The following is a 26,018-nucleotide window of genomic DNA, read 5'->3' on the forward strand; positions in this document are numbered from 1 at the left end:
GCAGCGGCCGCTTCCAGTTTAGCGCTGCTGAATGGATTCCAGGTAGTCTTTCAGCTGAATTACGGCTTGCCGGGAGAACGCGCCTCCGCGTTTGCCGCCACCGCCTTGGACGCTAAATACTTTGCCCCAGATCGGCATGTCGCGCGTACCATGGGCGGTGACATCGCCCCCATAACGAATGGTTTCGACAATGCGCTCGGCCGGGAAGTTTCCGCCGGAGCGCTTGCTGATCGTCGTCAAGTCGGACGGCGCAACCTTGAGCACATCGGCAATCGGCCCGTGCCCTTTCCCGTCCGCGCCGTGGCATTGGGCACAATGTCCGGCAAACAAAAGTTGCCCCAAAGATGCTTCCGTCGTTGCCGGCGCTTTCGCACCGAGGGCCGTTGCGGACGCCGTCGCGACGAGTATGGAGAGTGTGCCAATGATGATTGCAGCGTTGGCTCGCTTGGCTTTCGCAGGGGCGATGATCGCCATCGTCTTACCTCCGGCTCAGTGGCCGCTGCAGTGGCTTACCAAAAAGTTGGAACGCGCAGAGGAGAATGTTCGGGGCATGTACGCGATGAGGTGAATTCGACGGTCCGGATTTTACAATATGTGTTTCATTCGGCATTCTTGAAAACTTGGCCGAAGAATTTCGGATCGGCAATCTGTCGATTGCGCCACGTCAATTGCTAATGAGCCGCGCCGCGCTAGGGCTTCATTTGACTTAAACCCGTGGAGATCTCGACGTGCCTATGTCCGATCAAACCGTCACTTGGCGCGTCAGGCCCATCAAACAGCCAGCCCCTATTGCTGCCCGTCTATTGGCGATTACCGCCGCGGCTTGTGCGTTCACGTCTCTGGCCAATGGTCAATCCAACGAAAACGAGCCCGTGCAGCAACCCGGCGCGATACAAGCGAAGAAGCCAGATCCCGAAAACGGGCGCGCCGTTGCTCGTGCGCTATGCACGAACTGTCATTTGATCGGAGATCAGCCTAACTCGGCTGTGAACGCGGATGTGCCGAGCTTCGTAGCGATTTCCAACATTCATGACCAATCAGTCGAGCGCATATCGAATTGGTTGCTTAATTCTCATGGATCAATGCCGAACGCTCATCTTACGCGGAAGGAGCTTGGCGACGTCGCAGCATATATAATGTCGTTGCACCAACCCAAGCCATAGTTTTGCGCAGTCGGGAACTGATCCGCTGGATGGCATCCGCCCATCTCATGCCAATCATCAGGGTCGTGTACGGTTGAAGGGGCGCTCATCGACTGCGTTCAGTCGCGCACGCTCCGATCGGCATTTTTCAACTTGTCGAAATTCTTAGCTTCATGGGCATTAATGAGGTGGCCGATCCGAGCGCTGTCGACGTCTGCGCCGTCGAAATTTGCACCCCGAACATTTGCGTCAGTTAAATCACTTGCGGCAAGCTCCGCTTTTCTCAAGTTGGCGTTTGTCAGGTCAACTCCCCGGAGTGAGGCAAACTCCATCATGACGCGAGCCATATTGGCGCCTTTGAACGATGATCCATCAAGATTGGCGCTCTTGAAGGCACCCCGCATAAGTCCCATCGATTGGTTTTTTTCGTCGGCCGACAGATCCGCTCCATCGAACTTTGCATCCGTAACGCTGGCATTGCTGAAATCCGCCGCGACATGGGCGTTCGTGAAATCGGCGCCGTCAAGTTTTGACCCACCGAACTGCGTTGCAAAAAGGCTCGATCCTTTAAGCTTGGCCCCTGTCAGATTGGATTTCAGAGCCCAGGCTTGATCAAGTACGACGCCTTCGAGGTTGGCTCCTTTGAAATTGACGTTGTTGATTCTCGCGGACTGCAACTTGGTGCGCCTGAGGTCCATGCCTGAGAGGTCAAGGCCGTTCAGACTTTTGCCGCTGAGATCGAGAACTTCGGAGCCGGAAAGCTTGGTCAGGCCGGATTCGATATCCGCTCTCGTCATCTCCGATTTCGTAAAGGCGGGAGAAGTCGTGTCGAGGCCGGTCATGTCTTGAGCGACCACACCCGGCGGTACGCTGGCTATCGTCAAGATTGCTGCGCAGCTCGCAGCGATGAATTTCAACATCGAGACCATCGGGACAGCACGAGCGATCGGATGACCGCATCTCGGACGCTGCACTGAAAATATGTACGCACTCGCCCTGGGCTCTTACAAGGGCGGCTCAAGACCAAAAATCATCCCTCAACACAGGCGGCCGCGGAGGATGTCCTTTCGGAGCCATTAGCCGACATCCGCTTGCCTCATCTGCCGGGGATCAACGCTTTAGCGCACGGGCAAGGTTTTAGTCCGCTGTAACAAAGTGGCAACGCTAAAAGACATTCGCGGGGTTATTTCACTTCTGGGAATTAGTCCTATATCTCGCCGCCCAGACCGGCAGATATGAACAGAGCGTTAAAAGTACATCAGTGGGTCCTAGTATGTATCGACGCAGGCAAACGTCGCAAGTTCTAGCTCCGTGACGGCCTGACGGGCCGTAGCCGGAACCACTCAAAAAATATCAATCAACAATGGCCATCCGGGGTCGCCCGGCGGGAGGGGGAAGTCATGTCTTCAGCGAACCATGTTTTGAGGCGCCCTGCTGCGCAATTGATACTTGCTTCCCTAGCGACCGCGCTCAGCATGGGTGTGTCGCAGCAGGCTCTTGCCGCTTGCGCCGGATCTGTCGCTTCGCCGAATTCGAACGCGATCACCGTGCTTTGCAACAATGCCTCCCCTGGCAGCGCCAATTTGACCGTCGACGATAATACGACCTACGTGGACACCACGACGAAGGCGTCGGGCAGCAATGTGCTGCTGCAATTCGACGGGCACGGACGTGAGCTCATCAACAATGGCACCGTTACAAACGACCGGATCATCAACGGCGGCACCGGACGAAATCACACCGCCGTCGTGATGGGCGCATCAACCATAAACGCAGGCAACGGGACGACGTTCAACAGCGTGACTCCCGGCGCCACAACGACCACGATAAAACTTGGCCCGACGGTCAACACGGCGTGGGTCAATCAATCGATCATCTTGGGGTCCTACGACGGCGATGATTTCACAGCCGCCCAATCGTATGTGATCCAGTCCGTCGACACCGTTAATAATACGGTGACGGTCGCGGGGGTCGTGCCGAGTAACCTCAACGGTACCGGCGATCAGCGTTATTCGATCGTTTCCAACTACGGCGCCACCACCACCGTTAACGGGGTCGCGTACAATAACGTCATCATCAATAACGGCTTGATTTCGAGCAGCATCAAGGGCGCTGAGATCACTGCCAACCAGACAGGTGCGTCGCCGACCATCACATCGGGGTCCAATACCGGAACGGTCAAAGGTGTGACCACGTCTGTTGCCGGAACCTATCTCATTCAGAACAACGCGAACGGAACGATCAAGGCCACGCACGACGGCATCGGCACGACGACCGCCGTCGAAGCCGGCGGTCAGGTCACGAGCCTCACAATCGAAAACTCAGGCAAGATCATTGCCGAACGCACGACGGCGCTAACGCTCGCTGCGGTGTCGGCGACAGCGGCACCGACGGCAACGGAGGCCAATTGGCCAGGGTTCAGCGCGCAGAACGTCGCGCTTGTCACCGGCGTATATTCGGAAGAAGAGGCGCAATCGATCACCGTCAATAACCGCGCCGGCGGGCTTATTCAGGGCAAGGGTGACTACACCGGCGCCCTCTATCTTCGCGCCGAAGAGCAGAGCATCACCAACTACGGCACCATCGAGCACGTGTCATCGGCGGGCGGAACCGATTACAGCAAGGGATACGCAATCGCCTCGGTTTCGAACGGTGGTGGAATCCGCGAGCTTGAATTCACGAACTACGGCACCGTCCACGGCGATATTCTCTCCGTCAACGGCAATGCGCTGCGCTGGTATGCATTGAGCACTTCGGGCATCGGATCCGTTGACAGCAGATTGCTCATCAATAGCCATACCGGCCAGGCCAACAGCGAGATCGAGAACAAGGCGTCTGGCGTCATTATCGGCAACTTCTGGTACAGCAACGGCGAGCACGAACTCGAGAACGAAGGCAAAATCGTCGGCAATATCGACGTCGATCAGAGAGACACGACTTACGGCACCGTTTCGGGTTCCGTCGTTACGGTCCTTGCGGGGGACGACGATAACCCGGGGCCCTCGAACAACACCAGTCAGGGCACCGGTTTCACGATCCGCGGCGACAAGACGTTCGAGTTCGAGAACAGCGGCAGCTTTACCGGCAATCTCACCATCACGAACGCGACTAGCACGATCACCAATGGCGTGTACGGTTCGCAAACGATCAATAAGACCGTTGCCAGCGACAACAGCATTGAGAACAGCGGTAAATTCGACGGCAACATCCTGATCAAGGACGTTGCAGGCGCGAAGAACACTGTCACTCTCGTCGACGACGGTTTCGGCCGCAAGGACGACGGTTCAGTAAACACCGCGACCGGCAACATCACCGCCACGACGGGCGCCGGCAACAACATCCTCAATCTAGAGGGCACCGGCACGCTGCGTGGCGACGTATCGAAGTTCACAACCCTGAATCTTGCCGCCAGTGAGGATGCAGGCGGCGGTGACGATGACGACGATGATGATGCACCGGCGGCGTCCGGCGGCCCGAACTGGACCTTCGCCTTCGGCAAGACGTTCGAGTTCCTGTCTGCTGCAAACATCGACGCCGGTACACTGAACGTCGAAGGAATCCTCAAGACGCCGATCACCAATATCGGTGAGGACGGCACGCTAAAGGGCACCGGCACAATTCAGGGCAACGTCCTGAACAAGGGCACGATCGACGTCGCCGACAAGACGCTTCATGTCATCGGTAACGTCACGCTTGACGACGACTCGAAGCTTGCGACGACGATCACGAACAGCGGTAATGGCGTTCTCGCCATCACCGGACACCTGAATGCCGATGACGACGCGACCGTTGTCGCGAACCTCGAGCGCGTTGTTTGGTCCGGTGAGGAGTTCACGATCGCAACCACGACGACCGGAATCACAGGTCTGCCCGAGGTCGCCGAGACTGCCCTGCTGCATTGGGACGCCAGCGTCGTCTCCAATAACTTGGTCATCACCGCCGATCGGGTCGATGCCAACGACATCGAGGGCATGTCCAAACCGGGGGCGAGCGCCATCAACGCTCTCCTTGGGTTCGATAGCGAGCTTGGCGTCGCACTTCTCGGCGTCGAGGAGGAGGACGACGTAAAGAAGGCCGGCAATCAGCTTGCACCTGAAACGAACTTCGCAACCCAGCAAGCAGCGATTGCGCTCAACAGCGCGGTTGGGCAGCACATCGATATGCGCCTCAACGCGGTTGGAGCCACCGGCGGAGCCCCGTCCTTTGCATCCGGACCTTCCGGGCTCGGCATGAAGCAGCCATCTGACCCGAACCGTTCAAACCTCGGTGGTGGTCTCAAGGACGATGATGACTTCGTTGCGCCGCGCAGTGCAGCACTCTGGGGCCAAGCGTTTGGCGCCGGACTCAATCAAAACGGGCGCGAGCAAGTCGACGGCTATGATGCCCGCATCTACGGCGCGCTTGCCGGCTACGACAACTGGATCTCACCAGGAGTTCGCGTCGGTGTTGCCGGCGGCTACGCGAATACCCGGATCAACGGCGACGGGGATACTTCGCAGAACCATACGGAAATCGACAGCTACCTGATCCAAGCCTACGGTGCGGTCAAGGGAGCCGGATGGTACGCGTCGGCGCGCACGGGCTTCACTTGGAATGATTACGACACCACGCGTGTGCTGACCATTCCGTTCTCAGATAAGGCAGAGGGCAGCCATGACGGCGGTCAATTCAACGCCTCGGTCGAAATCGGTGCTCCTATGCGTTTCGCTAGCACGATCCTTACGCCCGTCGCATCGCTGACGTATTCGCGGCTTCACCAGAATGGCTATACGGAGAGCAGCGATGGCGGCATGGCGCTCAACGTCGGCAGCCAGGATAACGACTCGCTAGTGTCAGGCCTCGGTCTAAAAGCGCTCGTTCCAATTGCGAACGATACCGTCATTCAAGGCCGCGCTCTGTGGCTGCATGAATTTGCCGACGACGCTCAGAACGTCACGGCTAGCTTTGCGGCTGGCGGCGGCACCTTTGCGGCCGGGGGACCGGCGGTCGGACGTGACACCGCAGGACTCGGCGTCGGTATGCTCGCTCAGATCAGTGCGGAATCGACGTTCGAACTGAACTACGACGCCAACGTTCGCGAAGATTACTTGGCGCACATCGGTTCGGCCCGTATCGACGTTCACTTCTAATCCAGGCCTCACTAGAGGCTCGGTCAATGAGGCTGGGGGATCGCGTTAATTCGCGGTCCCCTTTTTTGTTCTCCGCACACGCGTCTCGCCGCATCTCGTTCGAGTGGCGCCCGGCGGCTCAGATTCAATTCCGATTTCGCCAGGATAGGCGTCAACTTGTCGGGGGGCAGGGGGCGAAGACGGCGACTGAGGGCGGCCCTGAAAGCCAATCAACTTGCCGGAGCTTCGAGTTCGGCGACCGCGACATCGCCGTCGGTGACGTAGTGGTTCACGTGCTTCGTGATCAGCTCGTCGCCGGTTTTATAGTTGGTCACTTTTCCGATGACGCCGCGCTTGCTCAATTCCTCGACGATGAAATTGCGTTCGGCGTTGGTGTCGGAGTCGGTCGCGTGCGTCATCTGAAACGTCATGCGCGTCAAAGATAGGCCGGTATCCTTGGTGCCGGCTCCCACCCAGAGCGCGTGCTCATCGTCCGCCGGGCGCTCGTCGTTCAGCCAGAAGGCGGCTGAGTTCCAGTTCGTCTCGGCATCCGTGAGGTTTTGTGCCCAGAAGCGGACATGGTGCCGCTTGCGCGGGCTGTTATCGATCGCTTTTTGAAATCCGATGTCCTGGCCTCGCCCAAAAAGATAAAGCGTGCTGAATGGCGCGGTCGGGTATGGCGTGTTGAGGACGAAAGCGCGAGCCATTCGCCACGAGCTGGCGATATCCAGCCGATCCGCTTCCACCCAACCTGCAGCCGCGAACGCTGCACGGAGCTGAGCCGCGGTGCCGGCCAATGCCAAGTTCACGGGGTCGCCTGGCAGGCCATCTCCCGTGATCGTGAAACTCGGCACGTGCTGGCGCTGAAGAATTTTCAGGCCCATGCGAACCGCGCGTGGGAGAATGAGGTACGCGCCGATGACGTAAGTGGCGCTTACGGCGAGGATCCAAGGCAGCCGCCGGTCCACCAGTTCGAAGACGTCCACGATCAGCCAGACGCTCAGAACGCCGAGGCCGAAAATAGCTATCCGCTGCAACATGCGAATTGCTAACCGCATATTCTATTCTCTCCCGACAATGGCTCCCCAGGTTACATGCGTAGCGATCACTAATTCGACGCGCAAATAAGGGATGCAAGTCGTAAACTTTTCCGAGATTGATTCCGGCGGCTAATAGCGTCTTCCTTAACCGCTTCCTTTAATGTCGCTGGCGTGGTGGCAAGTGCATGACCGCTTCTCGTGACACTGACCGCAGCTGCTGGATCGAGGTCTGTTAAGGCCCGGTCACCGCGTCCGACCAAGCACTTAGCCTTCAACACACTTAAGTAAGACTGTAGCGGCCGCTCCGATGTTACTATACGGTACAGGCTTAATTTGAGAGATCGGATCGCGTTCCGTAGTCTTCTGGCTGGTTTGCAAGTCGATGGTCGAGCATGGTTTGCGTGGCACGGGGGGCCCAAAAATTTCCGATGAAGAGTTCCGTCTGAAATTTGAGAATGCGGACCTTCGGCGCTTGCTGATCGAGGCTGGCTTGCATTCTGCTGAACAGGATGTTGCGGCAAAATTACATTCTCTGCTGATGGAAGAACTCTACCATCGCGTTCAAAACACGCTGGCGGTGACCCAAGCGATTGCGTCCCAAAGCATCAGCAGCGCTCAAAGCTTGAAAGAAGCCGGCGACGCAATCCGGCATCGTTTGACGGCATTGAGCAGCGCGCACCGTCTTTTGTTGGAAACAAGCTGGGGACCGACACCCTTAATTTCCATCGTGAAAGCGGCGATCGAGCCGTTTGATGTTCAGGATCATGGGCGATTCACAATTCGAATTCCCGATGTCGAAGTTACGGCCTTGGCCGTTCAACCACTTGCATTGATGCTGAACGAATTGTGCACCAACGCGACGAAGTACGGCGCACTTTCCAGCGCGACGGGGACGGTTTCCATCGTGGCGGAAGGCGATACGGCCCAACAATCGTTGAGCCTGATTTGGAAGGAACAGGGCGGCCCAACTGTGAGAGCTCCCACGCGCCGAAGTTTTGGTTCACGCTTGATCGAGCAAAGTTTGTTCCGCGACGAACGGGCGAAGCTCGCCTTTGAGCCGTCCGGCGTCGTTTGCACGGTTCAGGTTCCTATCGCATCAATCGAGAAATGATCCGCCTCGAATTTGCTGGCGCATTTTCTTCTCGGAAGCGTCCCGCACTGGCGCTCCGCTTTCTGCCGAGTGTGGCAGTTTTTCGGCATTGACTCGTTATCGTCCATTGTGTGCTTATGGCGATGTGACGGTTCCATTCGCGTCAAGTCGCGCGGATGGTGAAAATGGGAACGCGGTGCGACACCTTTGGTGTCAATGCCGAGACTGCCCCCGCAACTGTAAGCGGCGAGTCCGCTCCGGTTATACCACTGACGGCCTCATTCTGGAGGCCCTCGGGAAGGTCGGAGAAGACGCTTGAGCCGCAAGTCAGGAGACCTGCCATCACAAGCTGCCCATCTCCCGTGCGTGGGGCGCGGAAGAGCGGAAACCCGTAGAGGCGGCTGATGTGTCAACCGGTGGGGAGCCACGTCAGGTCATGCAGGTCGCTGCGCTGAGCGGATAAAATTCTGCGCGCGAACGTCAGTTTGAACACGAGTCCCTGGGGAGCCGTGAACGAAGACGTGCGCGTATATCCACTGAGCCTTTGCCGGTACGCCTTGAGGAGCGATCCACCCTTACGTCATGCGACGGGGGATCTTCATGCAACGTGTCTTCATGCGCCGCACCGCGAGTGCAGCCATACTCTCTACAATCTCATCACTTTCCGCGATCGAAGCCAGCGCTCAGGTATCTACTGCGCCGCTTACCGATCTCCCGGAAGTCACGGTTACATCAACCGAGGATCCCCAGGCGAAGAGGAAGGCGCCGACTGCCGCTCAACAAAGCTCGACACCTCAGAATTCCGGCGGCGGGACTGCAGGTACGGCACGTGACGCCGATAATTCCGATGTGGCTGTTTCGCCGACCGGCATCGCCTCGCCGGTCGAGCAGATTGCAAGCTCGGTTACGGTCATCACATCAAAAGAAATCCAAGCGCAGCAGCGCCGCACGCTGCCAGACGTGCTGAAAAGCGTGCCGGGCCTCAACGTCGTGCAAACGGGCGGTCCCGGCGGAGTTACGTCTGTCTTCATGCGCGGCACAAACTCAAATCACACGAAGGTTTTGATCGACGGCATCGACGTCAGCGATCCCAGTAATCCCAATCGCTCTTTCGATTTCGGTCAAATGCTGACGACGGACATCGAGCGCATAGAAGTTCTGCGTGGCCCGCAGAGCGGCCTTTACGGCGCGGATGCGTTGGGCGGCGTCATCGTCATCAATACCAAAGCGGGAAAAGGACCGGCCAAGGCCACCGGCATGATCGAAGGCGGCTCATTCGGCACGTTCAATCAGGCGACGAGCATCAGCGGAGGAGCGGATCGCTACAACTACTCATTCAACGTTTCGCATTTTCGGGCCGACGATACACCGGTTACGCCGTTCGATCTTCTGTTGCCAGGCGAGGCGCGCCACAGCAACCGTTACGATAACTGGACGTATTCGACGAAGATCGGCGTTGACCTGACAAAAGACGTCACGGTGAATTTCGCGGCCCGCTATACGGATGCCACGTTACATTTCACCGGTGACGACTCCGGCTTTCCGAGCCACCCCAATTCGAGTCTGTCGCGCTCGGATTACGATCGGTTTTATACGCGTGGCGAGGTCGTGTGGAGGGCGCTCGGCGGCAACCTGACCAACTACTTTGGCATCAACTATGCCAACCTGCAGACGGACAACTACGATCCCACGTGGGGCCGAAGCGCCAATGACGGTGAACGGGTGAAATACGATTGGCGCAGCGTTCTTCGCGTGGCGCCTGGATATACGATCGTCACGGGAGCCGAGCATCAAAACGAACAGCTCGACAATAGGGACGGGAATGGACCGTTGTCCGCCGAAGAATGGAACCGCGCTGCTTTCGTGGAGCTGCAATCCGAAATCTTCCGGAACTTCTTCCTCGTCAGCAACGTGCGCTATGATGACAACGAAAACTTCGGAGGTCATACGACGTGGCGCGTCGCACCAGCTTACTTGATCGAAGCGACGGGCACAAAACTGAAAGGCAGCGTCGGGACTGCATTCAAAGCGCCTACGCTCTATCAACGATTCATGGTTTCACCGTGGTCCCACGGCAATCCCGACCTTGCGCCCGAGGAAAGCCTCGGTATGGATGCCGGGTTCGAGCAGTCCATCTTCAAAGGCCGGGCTCAATTCGGTGCGACGTACTTCTATAACGACATCACGAACCTAATTACTTCGAGTGATGACTTCACAACCTATGTGCATGTCGGAAAGGCGAAGACATCGGGCGTCGAAGTCTTTGCGTCGGCTGACATCACTGAGAGCCTTCGCGTACGGGCGGACTATACCTATACGGAAGCAACCAACGAAGACACGCACAAGCAGCTCCTTCGCCGTCCGCGCAACAAGGCGAGCTTGTCGGCCGGCTGGACGCCCTATGACCCGCTCTTGCTGACCGCGTCGCTGGTCTACATCGGTGAGGCGGCCGACATTGATCGCTCGACCTACGCCAATGTCACTCTGCCGGGCTTCACACTCGTCAACGTGGCGGCCGATTACAGGCTCCGAGATGGCATCAGCCTCTTCGGGCGGATCGACAATGTCTTCGACAAACACTACGAAAATCCGAACGGCTTCGAAGGCACGGGGATTGGTGCTTATGCCGGTCTTCGGTTCACGAACTGAAAATTGGGGCGAGGGGGCCGTTACGCGCCCTCTCGCCTTGACCTGCTTCTGTGCTAATATTTAACAAATCAGGAGACATCGAATGACCTTGAAGACGATCACCAATGACAACACCGCGACCGTGCTTTGGATCGCGTTGATCGCCGCGCTCAGCATCGGCGGCAGCTTGGCTTTTGCGTGCGCTGCGCCGCTCGCGGCCGTTGCCGCGCTCGCAGGGACGAAAATGAAGAGCGGTGAAGGCGTCGCGCTGGTCGTGGTGGCTTGGCTCGCGAATCAGGTCGTCGGTTATGGAATTCTCGCCTATCCGATGACCGCGGACTCATTCGCTTGGGGCGCTGCAATCGGCGTTGCAAGCATTGTTGCGTTCCTGGGAACGCGCGTCGTCTCGATCGCTACGGGCTCATCGCCACTCGTTCTCGCCGGCGCGTTTCTCGCAGCCTTCGCGGCATACGAGGCGACGCTTTACGGAGCAGGATTTGTTGTCGGATCTTCGGATGAGGCGTTTTCTGCGGCGGTTGTGGAACGCGTCTTGATGATCAATCTCGCATCGTTCGCGGGTTTGCTTCTGCTGCATCGTGCAGCGGTCGCGATTTCGTTGATCCGGTCTGAAGATGCGGTCCCGGCAACAGCTTAAATCCTAGCCTTCTGCGCTGGCGGCGAGCTGCATGGCCTCCATATCCTGGAGCCATGTGGTTATGCCGTCGCGCATTGCCTCGTAAACTGCCGCTCCGATAGCTTCGCCGACGGCCGTATGCATACCTGCAAACCGCTCGGAGCCGCCAAGGGGTGCCGCCACGACGATGCAGTCGGTGCCGGTTCCCGTAATTGCCACGCCGGATCGGCGCACGCCAGCGTCGAGAATAGCGGCCGTTCGTGCTTCAGCTACGATCGTGATCGCCTCGATCAATGCCGCTTCGGAAAGCGGCTTTGATAGATGCACCATCGTGTTGATCGTACCTACGCTCGTCCGTGCTGCGGCGAACCGCTGGCCAATTCTCTCCCCATTCGAGAGCCCGACGGTGGTGACGCACGTCGCGACGTTGTCCTCAACCGCGGCTTGCGACATGTGATGCCTGCTTACGTCGCGCGACGTGATGAGCGAGACTGCTTCGCCCAGCCCGGCTTTCGCGATGCGGCTGACAATGATCTGCTCGGCATCCTGATCGGCAGGTAAATCGGCATCACGGATTTCGATCCAGGCCACTTGCCGAGCAATTTGAAATCCCGGCCTTGTGAGTGACCAACTCAGCATTTGCTGAGGCTCATGGAAGCTCGCGAGCAGGAACCGCTGTTTGTGCGAGAGGGCAAAAGGAAGGCTTGGAGGGTCCGCGGCGTACATTCCGGTGACGCGTCCGGACGCATCCTCTATTCGCCTCATCGACTATCGTACCTCGGGGTCTATGCGAATTGTCCGCCTGTGCGAATGCGAGATTTCCACCGCAGGATCGCACCGTGCCTTGCGTTGGATTAGCCATGGTTCCAGCCGTTGCCAAGCGTCGAGATGTCTCTACGCCGTGCGGTGTCGTGATTTAACGCCGCTAGACGATCCAAACGCCGAGACGCTGGCGGGCCATCAGCACTCCGACTGCGGCGGTGACGATCGCCTCGAACGCGTTGAACAGAGCTATCCCGAGAAGAAGCCCTTGGCTTGCGAGAACGATCTTGGCGGCTGTTCCGGCGGCGATAATGCAGATGCGCGCGCGTGAGTATTCGCGCTCCATCCCGCACATCGGAGCGACGAGGCTATGCAAGCCTCCGATTGCGGATACCAGGGGCCCGAGCGCAAGTACTGGAAGAAGGATCGCGTATTCCGAGAATTCAGGGCGGAATATCGACATGATCTCGGTGCGTAAAATCAACAAGACAACCGACAAGAACACGACTATCGAGCCAACGCCCCGAGAGATCTGTCGCGACAGCCTCACGATCTCGCGGGGATTTCGTTCGCTATATGCCAATGGAATGAGCGGCGCGCTGGTGATCGCAGCTCCATAGGGCAGCAGGTACAGGATCTGAATTGTCCTCTGGGCTGCGTAGTAGGCGCCCAGCTCGACGCTTGACACGGAAGACATTATGCCGAGTACCAGAATGTCGATTTGCGTTCCCGCTTGGCTGATGAAATTGAGCGCAAAGAACGCAAGGCCGCTCGGCTTCGGATAATCCAATAGCGCGGCGGGATCGCCTTTCGGAGTTCGGTGCCAGGCACGAGCCACAAACAGCGCCGATATTGCGATAGGGACGACATACCCCGTCAGAAGCAGCCAACCCAAGAGCGTGGCGCTGGGATGAGTGTTGCGGAAAACGATGACCACCAGTCCCGCCGCCAAGATCAGCTTCCAGGCGATTTCCTTTACGAACACCGCGGGCAACGTGTGTCCGCATCCCCGCTGAATTGCGAAGTTGAGCTCGTTCAATCCGCTCATGACAACGAGGCCGCCGAGTAGGCCAAGAATTTCAAAGTCCGAAGACCGAAGCGAGTGGTAGCCGTAGAGCATCCCCACAGCTGCGAAAAACAGCAGCCCTGCGCCCGCAATGATCAAGCTCCGTTTCAATAGCGGGCGAAACCCGTGATTTCCCTGTGCGACTACGAGGGGCAAGTCGCGCAACAAAATCGACTCTTGGCCGATGGTTGCGACGCCGCCAAAAAGTGCTGCCGACGACATCAGCAGAATAAAATCGCTAAAGCCGTTCGTGGTCGTGGCGCGAGCCGCAAGCGCGATGATGATATAGCCGAGCCCCGCGCCGCATATCCGCATGAATAGTGCGGTCGATTGCTCTATTCGCTCTCGAGAAAGGTAGGTTGCTAGCAGCTTCCACTCTGCGAAAGACGAATATTTCGCGGTGCCCATGTGCTGCCCTGCTGCGCCGTTGGGTTGAGAAGCCTATGGCCTACCGGATGAGTGAACATCGCCGTGATGCTTGATCTGTGTGCATTGATGAAAGTGCGCGTAGGCCGAATGGGCAACGGGACATTTGAGCGCTGCTCGCATCGATAGTTGGGCTTCGCGCAGTGACGCTTCGCTAACGATTCGTATGCGGTCTATTCTTGGCGTAGTGATCGAATGTCTCAAAGCCCTGCGTCAGCTGTGCACGGTTACATTCGTTTTTTGGGGAGTTACGTTGATTGCCGGTGGGCAGCGCGTTTCGTAGTCATCTAAGCGAGTAGCTGCCATGGATGCCTACTCAAAGCCGCCACTTCGCGTGCTGCATGTTGTGCGCCAGTACCCCCCATCGGTCGGAGGTCTGGAGGAATATGTAAGGCAACTTGTCGAGAAGCAGTCCAGCTCCTCGCGCGTCACGGTCTTAACCCTGGACCGCTTGTTTGGCACGTCGCGCAAATTGAAGAAGGTGCAGCGGGTCAATCGCGCGATTGTCGTGCGTGTGCGATACGTCGGCTTCAGCCGCTTTTTTATTCCATTCCTATCGCCGAAATTATTGCGCAGATATGATTTGATTCATCTGCACTCTCTGGACCAATTCACCGATCTCATCAGCATCTACAGGAGGCTTGGCGTTCCGCCGCTGATTGTGACCTCCCACGGCCTCTTTTTTCACACGCACAAGTTCGACAAGGCGAAGAATTTCTACTTCAAGACAATTTCGCGGGTGACGCTGTCGCAGGTGAAGAAGATTTTTGCAGTAAGCCGAAACGATCAGAGGAAGCTTGAAGAGATAGGCATCCAGTCTGAGGTGTTGCCGAACCCCGTCGAGCCGTTTCCTTGGCTTTACTCAGGTGGTCATCACCTAATTTATTGGGGCCGGATTGCCGAAAACAAATCCGTCGATCGTCTTATTCCGTTTTTTGCGCACCTGATTAGAGCGGATAGCAAGAGAAAGCTTTTCATCGTCGGGCCAGGAACGGCCGGCGATATGGAGCGTTTGAACGTAAGTATTCGCGCTGCGAAATTGACCGGCAACATTCATTGTCTTGGGTATCTCGATCGCGCCGAACTTCAGGCGTTGATCAAGGATTGCGGGTTCACGGTGTCAGCGTCGCAGTATGAAGGCTACGGATTGGTGCAGGTCGAGGGAATGTCGGCCGGGCTGTTGCCGGTCATGCAAAAGAATTCTGCTTTTGAAGAGATTTTCGAGCGTTCAGCGACTGGTTTGCTGCTTGATTTTTCCGATCCTGAAATTTCAGCCGAGCGATTTCTCCAGTGGGAGAAGACACAGAATATTCGAGATCGAGAACGCGCGCGCCGTTTTGCGTTGGGATGCGCGTGGCCTCCCGCCGCCGCTCGAATTGAAGCCACCTACCAGGATGTTCTTGCCGGGAAGGTTTAACGCCGAGGAGAGTCAGGATGTCGCAAAGCGCTTTGCCACAGATCCCTCGCCGAGAAATATTTGGTGTTCCGGTCGCGATCCTCAGCAAGTCCGAAGCTCTGGACATTATTGTCGATGGGCTCCGGAACTCCCGACCCATAAACGTGGCGTTTGCGAACGCAAACTTGTTGTTGAAGGCGCGGCGGGACCCGCTGCTTCGGCGTCAGCTCGATGGAATGCTCGTTTTGAATGATGGTATCGGGGTCGATATTGCTTTGCGCGTTCTGTACGGCGAGCGGTTTCCCGAGAATTTAAATGGCACGGATTTAACGCCGGAGCTGCTGAAGAGACTGCCTAATCGGACGCCGGTGTTTTTATATGGTTCTCGTCCGGCGGTCGTCAGTCGCGCCGCTGAGATCCTCCGTCAGAAATACCAATCCGAAATATGCGGCGTGTGCGACGGGTACTGCGATAACCCAGATGTGGCTGTAGACGCGATCAAGCGCGCGCATGCAAAGGTTGTGCTCGTTGCGCTTGGGAATCCGAAGCAGGAACATTGGATGTCGGAGAAGGTCTCGGCTTGCGGCGTTCTTGCTCTGGGTGTCGGAGGTTATCTCGATGTCGAAACCGGGCGCGTAAATCGACCGCCCCGCTGGCTGCAGAAAGCAAAGTGCGAATGGCTATTCCGGATAACTCAGGAACCGTCGCGGCTGTGGCGGCGATACACAATCGAGGTCTTATATTTCCTTGCGGCCGTTGCGTTCGATCGCGTCAAGATCTCTTCACCCTGGGGGAGCCTGAGGCGTGAATTATGAGCGGTATGATCCGCATGTAGATATTCCATCGGCCGTGCTGACGCGAGAAGCCGTCGATAGGCTAATTGCCTCAATCATGATCGCAACTCTAGCGTTCAACGCGGTACTCGCAGCCATCAATGCACACGTTACCGCCGTGACGAATGGGGAGGTTATCGCAGCGGAGTTGTTGATATTTTTCTGCAGCACCCTTCTTCTGGTATTAACGCTCACGCCTCATGATCGCCCTTGGCTTGCGCTCATGTGTCTGTTCATTGGCATCGGCCTGGTCGTAAGCCTGTTTAGAGATGAATTGGTTGCAAAGAATATCCGCGACGTGCTGTCGATACCGGTCTTCGTGATGCTCGGTCTGCGATATTCGCGCAATCCGGTATCGTTGTTTTCCAAGTTGCAATTCATTGTTGTTTTCTTTGCTCTCCTGGAGGTCGCAAATCCTGACCTCTTCTCGGACATCTTTGATGTCAGAAGTTACTATATAAATTCCCGGAACTTTGCGGCTAACGACTTCTGGAACTCGGATTCGTCTCTTTTCGTCAGTGCGACACGGCCGGGTGAACGTTTTTTTTCCTTTGTCGATATTCACCGGGTGTCGTCGATATTTCTCGAGCCGGTTTCGCTCGGCAATTACGTTTGCACCATCGTCATTTTGCTGCTCTGCTTCTGGCCGACCCTTTCGCTGATCATGCGGGCCTGGCTCATCGTCTCCACGGTTTTTCTGCTGGTTGCCTGCGATGGGCGTTTTGCGACAATCACTTCGGTCCTTATTCTGATTTGTGTGCCGCTCGCTTCCAAGCTGCCTTCGCGCGCATCCGTGTTCTATTTGCCGGTGATCGTGACACTCGGCGCGATCGGGGTTTACGCATTTCAGCCAGATCCTCTGAGCGACGACTTCGGCGGTCGCGTCGCGAAAACGATGGCGCTTGCGGGAAATCTCGATTTTTACGATGTGCTCGGTATGGCCCAATGGAGCCAGATCGGCGACAATCTCGATAGCGGATTGACTTACCTGATCGTTACGCAAACGGCGCTCGGGGGATGTTTCGTCTGGTTGTTCACGACGCTCGTGGCCAGCGACCATGCTCCGGACCTGGAACTTCGGCTCCGCATTCGGCGTGCAACACATGCGGTCGCCCTTTTTATCGGGCTTAATCTTCTTGTCAGCTATTCGCTCTTTTCAATCAAATCCGCCGCGTTTCTATGGTTCTTGTATGGAGCGGCGATCAGGCCGATGCCTGAAGATTGTGCGGCTGGCGATTAGCTTAGTGATTGGTTCTCCTGTTTAGTTTTGGGCGGATTCGGTCGGCTCTGGGGACTGTGAGCGCTCGACTGTCAACACGTCGCCGGGTTCGAGCGGCGTTCCCGCGTTCACCGGTATTGCTTCGCCTTGACCTTGCTTCGCAATCGTGAAGTGCTCCTTGGTTGTGCGCAGCAGGCTGTCCGGCGTCGCCACTTGAGCTTCGAAGGCCAATCTCTTGGCAGTCGCAATTTTTGCTTTCGTATTATCTATTTCGGCGCGGGTTGCCTGGGTGTCTCGATTGATGCGTTCGGCTCGTTGAACCAGCAAATCGAGTTTTGCTTGCTCGGTCTGGCTGATGTTCTGCTGTGCCTGCAAGACGAGCGTGTTCATGCCCTGGATATTTCCTGACACCTGCGCGAGCGTGCGCTCAAGCAATTGCTTGCGGGGTTTCTGGGTCAAGCCTTGTGCCACGAGCCCTGTGACGCTTGCGAGTTCATCTTGCACTGAGCGATATTGCTCCCGTTCGCTCTCGATTTGCGCTTTAATCGAAGTGACCTCGCCTTCGTAGATTTCGTGGAAGCGATCGAACGTCGACTTGCGCTGTTCGAAGCTGTCGTTGTTCGTCGCGAAGATACCTCGTTCCTCAGCTACGAGGCGGGCCTCAGGCGAGGCGCTGTCCAATTTGTTCCATTCGGGCGGAAAGACCAAATCTTTTGCGCCGCTTTGTTCTGCTGCCAATCTTATCTGGCGGGCGCTGAGTTGTTTCATGCGTGTCTGCAATACTTCGATATCGCCTTTCGCGGCTATCGCGTCGCGCTCGAGACGCAACGATGCGACGTCAACGAGGCGATAGTATCCACCGGCCACGCTGACGGCCTGCATAACGGTCAGGCCCGGTTGGAAGGGAAAAGCTCCTGGGCTTTGCACATCGCCGAGGACATAAAACGGGCGGAAAATGACGATTTCCGTTGTCGCGCTCGGAAGGTCGTTCAACTTCTGCCGCCGCTGTAACTCTGTTGCGACCTTGGTCGCAACCTGCGCAGCGGTGAGGCCCTTGACCGGAACTTCACCGACCAGCGGCAGGAAGATCGTTCCGGTCGCGGTGACGTTGAATTCCCCCGAGAGGTCCGGCCAGTCGTGAACGGCAATGCGAACTTTGTCGCCCGTGTCGAGGGCGTAATCCGATGCGAATAGCGGCGTTGCAGGTAGTGCGGTGAGAAGCAACGTCAGGCCAAATAAAGCACGCATGAGGGTGTTCGGCATTTTCATTCTCCCGCTGTCCATTCAATATCAGGGACTGTTGGAGTACCCTTTCCGACGTTGTCTCCGGGTGGCTCCATTCCGAGGCCTCTCGACGACGGATTGAACTTCTTTTTCGTTAGGGCTGATGCATGGGATTGCATCGGCGAACGCTGCCGACGAAACATTTTGTCGCCGGCTTTATTGAGGAGAACCCCGATTAGCTTTGATCTCACCGGGCCTGCTGAATCCAAGATCATCGCTAGTTGTTTGGCTGAAGTCTTATTCCATTCGATGACGAGCAGCATTCCGTGCACAATCGGCTGGGCCTCACGGACGTCTGGAACCGGATCAAGGGGCGGCAGGTCGATGAAGATCCTGTTGTACTCACGCGCCAGTTCATTGAAGAATTTTTCGTTCGTCGCGCTCAGCAAGCAGCCGGGGCGTGAGCCGTTCTCGCTCGGCGGGTTTGGCAGAAATTCGAGGCCGGTCTGCTCGCATGTCCAAAGTAAGTCCGGCAGATTGCGGCCATCGAGCGCTTGGGCCAATCCGTCGACAGCTCCAGGGGAAAGCAATGCGGTAAGGCCGGCGCTATATGGATCCGCGTCGACCAGAAGGACTTTCTGATTTGCGACCGCCATAAGTCTCGCAAGATTGGCTGCCACTACCGATTTGCCTTCGCCGGACGAAGGAGAAGTAATGCCAATAATGATGGGATTGCTGTCTTTGTGCTCGAGAATAGCTGCCCGGGTATTTCTCAGCGCATGAACGAAGTGACTTTGCGGATTGTTTATCGCCCAAAGGAGGGACGGATCCGCTTCGACGGTTTGGCGGTTTGTGCGTGGTGACCGCTTGCGTGATGCCAGTTTCGAGTACCATGGCGTTTTTTTCATGCAGGGCAGCATGCCGAAGCATTCCGCGTCACACACCCGTTCAACGGCCTCGCGCGTTGTTATCCGATTGTCGAACCAGTCGAGTGTAAACGCCAACGTGAAGCCGAAGACCAATCCCGATGCGAGCCCGAGGGCAAGGATAAACCCGTCCGGAAGTTGGTCTCTTTTCAAGGGCGGCGTTGCTTCGCTCACGACGCGAGCCGTTGTTCCGAGTGACGCGACCTTGCTGCGCAGCCACGGGCTGACGGCGTTCGCGACATCGGCGTTCGAATTCGCCTGATCGTCGAGATATGCCTTGACCACTGCATTCGTGATCTTCGCAGCCTTAACCGGATCGACCGACGTTGCGCGCACGTCAATCAGATAGCTTTCGCCGATGCGGCTCGCGTGTATCTTGCTTTGTAGTTTATCGAGGACCTGGGCTTCCCTCTTTTGCTCTGTTTCTGACGCGGAGCTTTTCGGCAGGAATTCAGGGTCGTTGGTAAGGTCCAATGCTTTCATCGCATCGCGGGCGATTTTATCGGACAGTAGGATCGCGACCTGGCTCTGCAGCAATGGAGAACTGATCGACGATGTCGGGAGGATGGCTTCCTGGGGATTGAATTGAAGAATCCGATTGTCGATGCCCAATCGAGACGCTGCAGTATAGCTCGATCCTCTCATCGATACGTAGACTGCAGCCATCGCGAGAAAGAGTGCCGGGAAAGCAATCAGAATAGTTCGGTGGCGCGAGATGGTATCCCAAAGAAATTGGCTGGAATGGGCGGTCGCCCTTCGCGCATCGTGGTTCCGAACAAGCATCAAAGCGCCTTTCTATGGCCGAGTGCTCGGGCAGTGCTTGGTCAGAGAGCGTTTGGTCCGAACAGGGCAAGAGGCGTGCGCGCCAAAATTTTGAGGTCCAACATGAACGACCAGCGCCGTACATAGGCGCGATCGCGATTTACGCGCATCGAAATATCTTCGATGGTATTCGTGGGGCCGCGCAGGCCGGAGATCTGAGCCAGCCCGGTCAGACCAGGTCGAACCAGAAGTCGATCTGAATAGCGGGGAATGATACGGGCGTAATGCTGGTCCATCGCAAGGGCGTGAGGACGAGGGCCAACCAACGACATGTCACCCATCAACACGTTGAACAGCTGGGGCAGCTCATCAATGCTGGTTCGACGAAGCCATCGGCCAAGAGTGGTGACGCGCGGATCTGCGCTTCGTGCTTGAATGAATGCGCCGTCCGACTCCTGCACCTTCATGCTGCGAAACTTCATTAATGTGAAAACCTTGCCATTCCGGCCGAAGCGCTTTTGATGAAACACCGCAGGTCCATCGGATTCGAGGCGTATGAGGAGCCCGATCAGAAGGAGACCAGGCGCCAGAAACGCTAGCAACGCGCCCGATACAATGATATCCAATGAGCGCTTCGAGAAAGCGTTATTGGCCTTATGGGCGCGCACATGAAGCAGAGCACGCACTCCGGGCTCTGCGGAGATGGCAAGCTCACGGTGTTGAAATTGATCGTTAAGAAGAATTGTTTCGGTGTCAGAGACAGTGCGGAAATGCATGCACGCTCCTCCAAATCCAAATAAATTATAACTCAGCGCAGATCTGAGATCTGCTCAGGCATTAGAAAAAATGAATTCCACTCAATCGTCGGTCAATTCTGGCGAACAAAAAAACGATCCGACGCAGGAACATATTCGTTCAACTGCCGATGCTGCCAATACGTTGGCTCCTGCTCAGATCAGCAGGGGAAGAGCCCGATTGCTTGGGCTTCTATTCGTCGGAGGCGTGTCGCTCGTTGTCTGGCTTTTCGTCGCGCTGCTATTTTCTAAATAAGAAAAATCGTTCTCCGCTTTCGGCGTTTCGGCGGCGGTTCACGGTTGCACCGCAAAAACCTAAGCTATCAACTAAAGAAGTGAAAGCTCGGCTAATGCGTCTTTTTGTCCGCGTACGTCTTAAGTTGGTGGATCGGTTCTGAGACATTACGCTTTCTCATAATTTTCCTGCATTGCGATTCACTGGCGCTTATTTGATTCAGTTTTACGGTGAGTGCTCGTGCGAACCGAACTGTTCAGAAAGCCGGTCCGCTTCGCCCGCCGGCATATTTTGCCGAGGATCATGCCGCCTTCGCGTGGTTCTCTTCGGGTTCCGCCTACGAAGATCAAGGTCGTGGGACTTCTATCATCGGCCTCCGGCCTCGGCCGTTCGGCGCGGCTTTGCATTCAGCAGCTTGAGAATTATGGCTGCGAAATTTCGACCAGCGACGTCTCGGGATTTTACTCGAGCAGGGATGATGTAACGTATCATCGTGGTTCTCCCGACCTTCAAACAAATGTTTCGATATTTCATTTGAACGCGCCGATGCTGCTGCCGGGGATCATCACGGCAGGGCTCCGCTCCTACTACAATTCGTACAACATTGCGTACTGGGCATGGGAACTCGAGTGTCTGCCGAAGGACTGGATCGACGCCATGCGGTTCGTCGATGCGTTCATGGTTCCGAGCCGTTTCTGTCAACGAACGATACAGCGCTACACGACGAAGCCGGTGCTTACGGTGCCTCATCCCATTCAGCTGGACATGGGCAATGTGGCTCGTTCGAAGCCGAAAGACGGGCCTTTCCGGGTTCTTTCCATTTTCAATTTGGGTTCCTCCTTCGAAAGGAAGAATCCGCTCGCGGTCATACGCGGGTTTAGAGCAGCGTTCGGCGATGAAGATGGTGTCGAGCTTGTTCTGAAGACATCGCAGGGCAAGCGCTATCCGCAAGATCTCGCTATCATCAAGAGCGAGATCGGCGAGAGCCGGAATATGAGCGTCATCGATCAAGTCTGGTCGGATGAACAACTCGCCGAACTTTATTGCTCTGCCGACGTCTACATCTCGCTGCATCGCTCGGAAGGTTTTGGGCTGACGATCGCAGAGGCGATACTTATGGAGGTTCCCGTTATTGCGACGGGCTGGTCCGGGAATGTTGATTTCTGCTCTCCAGACAAGCTGTCGGCCGTTGCGTACAAACTCATTGCGTTTGCCGATGACGATCCGGCTTATTACGGCGTATCCGACACCGTTTGGGCGGAACCGTCCGTGGAAGCTGCCGCGCGCGAACTTCAAAAAGTGAGAAGCGATCCCGCCGGTTCAATCAAGCGGGCGCGCGAGGCAAAGACTGAATTCCTGTCATATCTTGGTCGACATACTTACGCCCTGGCGCTGGACGCTTTGGTTCGCCGCAACGGTTCGTAGCTTTTGTGGTCCGACTGTAGAGAGTGCTTTTCAGGTCTTTACGGCAGTTTGGCGGGCAAATCGCCGTTTGCGGCTGATCGCATAGGGCAGGCGAACGATAGCCGGCGGCAATCTCAGGTGCGCTGCAGCTGTGTGAAAGATGCCCATCGGTCGCCACCGCCGCTCCGCCGGATAGTCGTTCGAAAGTATCAATTCGCGAGCCGTTTGCACGTCTCCGCGACTGAGCCGTTCGTTGATGGCCGCAACTAAGAAAATCGCCAAGCGCTGCCTTTGAAGTTCCTTGTAAGCGGCGGGAACATTGATCTCTCGCAAAAATGTGTAAATCGGAAGATGATCGAGGCGTTCGGTTTCGGCTCCCGGCGTCAGCCGATAGCGATGCGTTACGCTGGAGGTGAGGAAGAGCGATGCGTCGCCGCTCAGCTCCGCTAATCGCAGGGCAAAGGCCACGTCAACTGCAGAGCCAGGGTCAGCCGGCAACGACATCGCCGCGCGTTTCGCAAGATCGGTCCTCAGCAAGAAGCCGTTGCTCGGTAATTGCAGTGATAGAACTGAAAACCAAACGCTGTGAATGCGGTCCAAATACTCTGCGGTTCTAAGATACGTTTTATTGAAACGCTCCGTCTCCGCGGGCTGTAGCGCTCCGTTCGCGTCGATAATTTCCTGGACTCCGAAGGCGCCAATCGCCGACGGGTTTTCGCAGGCGGCCTTGATTGCGAGGTCCATTCCGCCCGGTGCGAACATGTCGTCGTCGTGTAGCAACGAGACGTGCGGCGTGGTGACGTGATTGAACAACCTTATGATGTTATCGCGTTGTGACGCGATCGCGGCCCTCGGCAAATACTCGATGTTCACACCGTCGGGAACTTCGAGGGCATTTAGCATATCATTGGTTTCGTTCGTACGGGAATCGTCGCCAATGACGATGCGCAACGGCCGGTAGGCTTGCGTTACGCATGAGTGAATTGCAGCCTGCAGGAGCCGAGGCCGTTCGTAGGTCGGGATACACACACTGACCGGATCTGGCATTCGATGCTCCAATTCGTTTGCGGCAACGTGCGGCAGGGTTCTCGGGGCGCTCAGGTGTCTCGCTAGCTTCGACGACCATCAGGCCGGGTCGGCTGCTCAGAATCAATGACGCATATACGGCGCAGTACGGACAATTGCTTCAGGCGCGTTGGCGGGAACTTCCCTCAGAAGCAGGAGTAGGTGTTGTGGCTGTTTCACCGCGTTCGTTAGCATAGGGAGCGATTCCGTTTTCGCCAGAAGCCCGCGCGACAATCGTTGCGGCGCCGTTGACAGCAGATGCTCTGGGAGCGATCGATGTTTATATGTCTTAAGCTGCCTTCCGTTGTCGTGATGGCGCTCGTGATAGCTCCTTTCGCCACGGCGGGCGGGTTCTCTTCGCGGACGTTCGCCGCCGCAGACGACCTCGCCGCCAAAGACACACAAGGCGATACGTCGCCGGATGATTTTTGCCGGGGCAAGAAGGATGGCGTTTATATCATTGGTTCCGATCCTCTCGTCTTGGAAGAGGGTGATCGATTCAATATCCATCTGATGGCCTGCCGTGTGGCCGATGGCCAAACGGTTCAAATGCAAGTTTCGGGTGTGGCGAGTGACGACAATCTGTTGGAAGAGTCCTATGACGTGGTCGCGCAAAAGGCTCTTTCATCGCGGCCGGGTGTGTCACTTGAGCCTATAACATCTCATGATTTTCAATATCGCCTGTCCGCGGGCACCTATGAATTGAATTTCCCGTTCAAGTTTTCGCGCGGGCGGAATTTCACGGGCAGTGATGCCGCTTCCTGGGCACCGGGGAAACAGGAGCAAATCGATTTCATCATCGCGGCCGGGTCGGTCAATCCGGCCACCATTCATGACTCATCAACCTTCAAGCTCATTACCGAAGGCCCACGCTTTGCAGGTGGTGACGATCGCGCAGTCCGATGGTCACTTTTGCGTTCCGTTCCGGCGATTGCTGCGGGTGAGAGCGTGACATTCGAGATTCATGAAAGCGGTGCCGCTATCAAGAAGCCGACCAAAATTCGCATCGGGATTGATCCGAGCAGTACGGTGAATGCGGCTGCGTTTCAGGGCCAGATCGTAGATGCGATTGCTGCAGCGGTGCCGCCGGGAACGTACGATCCTGCGAGCGGCGTGTTGACCGTGGATGCTCAAACGAAGTTTCCCATAAAATTCACGCTGACCGCGCGCGACGATCCTAAATCCGGAGATTTTGTTCTGGGTCTCAAAGATAACGAGACCGGGGAAATCGATGCCGGCCGGGCGGGCGTTCATCTCGGGGACTGGGCATTGCCTCCGGCGAAGCCCGCAATGGGCGTGAATATGGCGAGCGGTGAATTTGGTCAGGGCAGTACGTTCAACAAGGATTACGTCTATCCGGAAAATGCGCGGATCGACTGGTCCAAGGAGCAGGGATTCAAGATCCTCCGCATTCCCTTCAAGTTTCAAAATATTCAGTCCGGCCCGCAAGGCGAACTTCGCCAACAGGATCTGCAGGAACTCGGCCGCGTGGCATCACGGTGCGCGCGAAACGAGATTGTCTGCATCTTGGATATGCATAATTACGGATCGTATTATAGCGACGACGGCAAGGGTATGGGCCTGGCGGGCTCGAACGGCGTATCCAACCAGGGGTTGGCGGCGCTCTGGGCAAAACTCTCCGTGCATTTCAAGAACAACCCGTACATCTGGTTCGGTCTGATGAACGAGCCGCACGAGCAGACGGCGCTCGAGTGGATAAAGACGGCGAACACAATCGCTTTGGCCATTCGGGATGCCGGCGCTCCGAACAAGATTGTTTTTCAAGGTTCCTATTGGGACGGCGCGCACTCGTGGGATTCATCGGACAATAGCGTGCAGGTTCTCAAGGCGTACGATCCGCTCAACAACTTTGCCGTTGAAGCTCATCAATACCTTGACGTGGATTCTTCCGGAACGTCCTCCTTCTGCATGCCGTTCAGCGGCTCGAGTCGTCTCGATCCGTTCACAACGTGGCTGAAGAAATACAAGATGCAGGGCATCATCGGCGAGGCCGGGTGGGCCAATAATTTCCTTTGTCTCCACGAGGGCGAGGATATGCTCAGCAGTTGGAAGAGCGCGATGGCGACGCCTTCCGAGGGAGGCTACATAGGTTTCACGTATTGGGCCGCCGGCCCTTGGTGGGATAAAAATTACCCCTATCTTGTCGAGCCGCGACCCTTCCCAGGTGGCACACCACCACCGATGCTCGACCAACTGAAAAAGTATATTCCGCGCTGACGGTCGTTGGGCGCGGCTTGCGACGG

At 56.6% G+C, this 26,018-nt stretch carries 18 protein-coding genes and 1 riboswitch; of the genes, 9 read left to right on the forward strand and 9 right to left on the reverse strand.

The annotated features are described in order from the left end of the window. Positions 1 to 18: 18 nt before the first annotated feature. Positions 19 to 474, reverse strand: coding sequence for a c-type cytochrome (locus AACL53_RS06570; RefSeq protein WP_339083691.1), 456 nt, complete (start codon positions 472 to 474; stop codon positions 19 to 21). Between the two features lie 787 nt (positions 475 to 1,261). Further along, positions 1,262 to 2,062 (reverse strand): pentapeptide repeat-containing protein, encoded by an 801-nt coding sequence (locus tag AACL53_RS06575; RefSeq protein WP_339083692.1) that lies wholly within the window; start codon positions 2,060 to 2,062, stop codon positions 1,262 to 1,264. Positions 2,063 to 2,542: 480 nt separating this feature from the next. Between AACL53_RS06575 and AACL53_RS06580 the strand changes: the two genes are divergently transcribed. Then, entirely contained in the window at positions 2,543 to 6,271 is a 3,729-nt protein-coding gene (locus AACL53_RS06580; protein WP_339083693.1) for an autotransporter outer membrane beta-barrel domain-containing protein, read from the forward strand. Positions 6,272 to 6,480: 209 nt separating this feature from the next. Here AACL53_RS06580 and AACL53_RS06585 read toward each other — a convergent pair whose 3' ends face one another. Beyond that, entirely contained in the window at positions 6,481 to 7,308 is an 828-nt protein-coding gene (locus tag AACL53_RS06585; RefSeq protein WP_339083694.1) for an LssY C-terminal domain-containing protein, read from the reverse strand. 364 nt (positions 7,309 to 7,672) lie between these two features. Between AACL53_RS06585 and AACL53_RS06590 the strand changes: the two genes are divergently transcribed. The 3 genes from AACL53_RS06590 (at position 7,673) to AACL53_RS06600 (ending at position 11,663) form a co-directional block, all read left to right on the forward strand. Continuing rightward, positions 7,673 to 8,401, forward strand: a complete 729-nt coding sequence (locus AACL53_RS06590; RefSeq protein WP_339083695.1) for an HWE histidine kinase domain-containing protein — start codon at positions 7,673 to 7,675, stop codon at positions 8,399 to 8,401. 111 nt (positions 8,402 to 8,512) lie between these two features. Next, positions 8,513 to 8,739: riboswitch (cobalamin riboswitch) on the forward strand. Between the two features lie 241 nt (positions 8,740 to 8,980). Further along, entirely contained in the window at positions 8,981 to 11,029 is a 2,049-nt protein-coding gene (locus AACL53_RS06595; RefSeq protein ID WP_339083696.1) for a TonB-dependent siderophore receptor, read from the forward strand. A gap of 82 nt (positions 11,030 to 11,111) precedes the next feature. Further along, positions 11,112 to 11,663, forward strand: coding sequence for a hypothetical protein (locus AACL53_RS06600; protein ID WP_339083697.1), 552 nt, complete (start codon positions 11,112 to 11,114; stop codon positions 11,661 to 11,663). Between the two features lie 3 nt (positions 11,664 to 11,666). On the opposite strand, the gene AACL53_RS06605 is transcribed toward AACL53_RS06600, so the two are convergent. Beyond that, entirely contained in the window at positions 11,667 to 12,407 is a 741-nt protein-coding gene (locus AACL53_RS06605; protein WP_339083698.1) for an adenosylcobinamide amidohydrolase, read from the reverse strand. Between the two features lie 160 nt (positions 12,408 to 12,567). Then, complete coding sequence (locus AACL53_RS06610) at positions 12,568 to 13,878, reverse strand: lipopolysaccharide biosynthesis protein (protein WP_339083699.1); 1,311 nt, start codon at positions 13,876 to 13,878, stop codon at positions 12,568 to 12,570. 322 nt (positions 13,879 to 14,200) lie between these two features. On the opposite strand from AACL53_RS06610, the gene AACL53_RS06615 reads away from it, so the two are divergent. The 3 genes from AACL53_RS06615 to AACL53_RS06625 are packed head-to-tail and all read left to right on the forward strand — an operon-like array spanning position 14,201 to position 17,365. Beyond that, positions 14,201 to 15,313, forward strand: a complete 1,113-nt coding sequence (locus AACL53_RS06615) for a glycosyltransferase family 4 protein (protein WP_339083700.1) — start codon at positions 14,201 to 14,203, stop codon at positions 15,311 to 15,313. Positions 15,314 to 15,330: 17 nt separating this feature from the next. Continuing rightward, positions 15,331 to 16,107 carry a WecB/TagA/CpsF family glycosyltransferase gene (locus AACL53_RS06620; RefSeq protein ID WP_339083702.1) on the forward strand — a complete coding sequence of 259 codons (777 nt, stop codon included), beginning with the start codon at positions 15,331 to 15,333 and terminating at the stop codon, positions 16,105 to 16,107. After that, positions 16,097 to 17,365, forward strand: a complete 1,269-nt coding sequence (locus AACL53_RS06625) for a hypothetical protein (protein WP_339083703.1) — start codon at positions 16,097 to 16,099, stop codon at positions 17,363 to 17,365. Before AACL53_RS06620 ends, AACL53_RS06625 begins: the two co-directional genes overlap by 11 nt. Before the next feature lie 21 nt (positions 17,366 to 17,386). On the opposite strand, the gene AACL53_RS06630 is transcribed toward AACL53_RS06625, so the two are convergent. The 3 genes from AACL53_RS06630 to AACL53_RS06640 are packed head-to-tail and all read right to left on the reverse strand — an operon-like array spanning position 17,387 to position 21,032. After that, positions 17,387 to 18,607 carry a polysaccharide biosynthesis/export family protein gene (locus tag AACL53_RS06630; protein ID WP_339083704.1) on the reverse strand — a complete coding sequence of 407 codons (1,221 nt, stop codon included), beginning with the start codon at positions 18,605 to 18,607 and terminating at the stop codon, positions 17,387 to 17,389. Positions 18,608 to 18,609: 2 nt separating this feature from the next. Continuing rightward, positions 18,610 to 20,277 (reverse strand): hypothetical protein, encoded by a 1,668-nt coding sequence (locus AACL53_RS06635; protein WP_339083705.1) that lies wholly within the window; start codon positions 20,275 to 20,277, stop codon positions 18,610 to 18,612. Positions 20,278 to 20,318: 41 nt separating this feature from the next. Then, complete coding sequence (locus tag AACL53_RS06640; RefSeq protein ID WP_339083706.1) at positions 20,319 to 21,032, reverse strand: sugar transferase; 714 nt, start codon at positions 21,030 to 21,032, stop codon at positions 20,319 to 20,321. Positions 21,033 to 21,639: 607 nt separating this feature from the next. Between AACL53_RS06640 and AACL53_RS06645 the strand changes: the two genes are divergently transcribed. Beyond that, on the forward strand, positions 21,640 to 22,710 hold the full coding sequence (locus AACL53_RS06645) for a glycosyltransferase family 4 protein (protein ID WP_339083707.1): 1,071 nt from the start codon (positions 21,640 to 21,642) through the stop codon (positions 22,708 to 22,710). Between the two features lie 30 nt (positions 22,711 to 22,740). Here AACL53_RS06645 and AACL53_RS06650 read toward each other — a convergent pair whose 3' ends face one another. Then, the gene (locus tag AACL53_RS06650; protein WP_339083708.1) at positions 22,741 to 23,736 is read right to left on the reverse strand and encodes a glycosyltransferase family 2 protein; all 996 of its coding nucleotides are present in this window, start codon (positions 23,734 to 23,736) and stop codon (positions 22,741 to 22,743) included. Between the two features lie 294 nt (positions 23,737 to 24,030). Here AACL53_RS06650 and AACL53_RS06655 point away from each other — a divergent pair, with 294 nt between their 5' ends. Then, positions 24,031 to 25,992 carry a glycoside hydrolase family 5 protein gene (locus AACL53_RS06655; protein ID WP_339083709.1) on the forward strand — a complete coding sequence of 654 codons (1,962 nt, stop codon included), beginning with the start codon at positions 24,031 to 24,033 and terminating at the stop codon, positions 25,990 to 25,992. Positions 25,993 to 26,018 lie beyond the last annotated feature (26 nt).

This window comes from Hyphomicrobium sp. ghe19 (genome assembly GCF_902712875.1).
GTDB lineage: Bacteria > Pseudomonadota > Alphaproteobacteria > Rhizobiales > Hyphomicrobiaceae > Hyphomicrobium_B.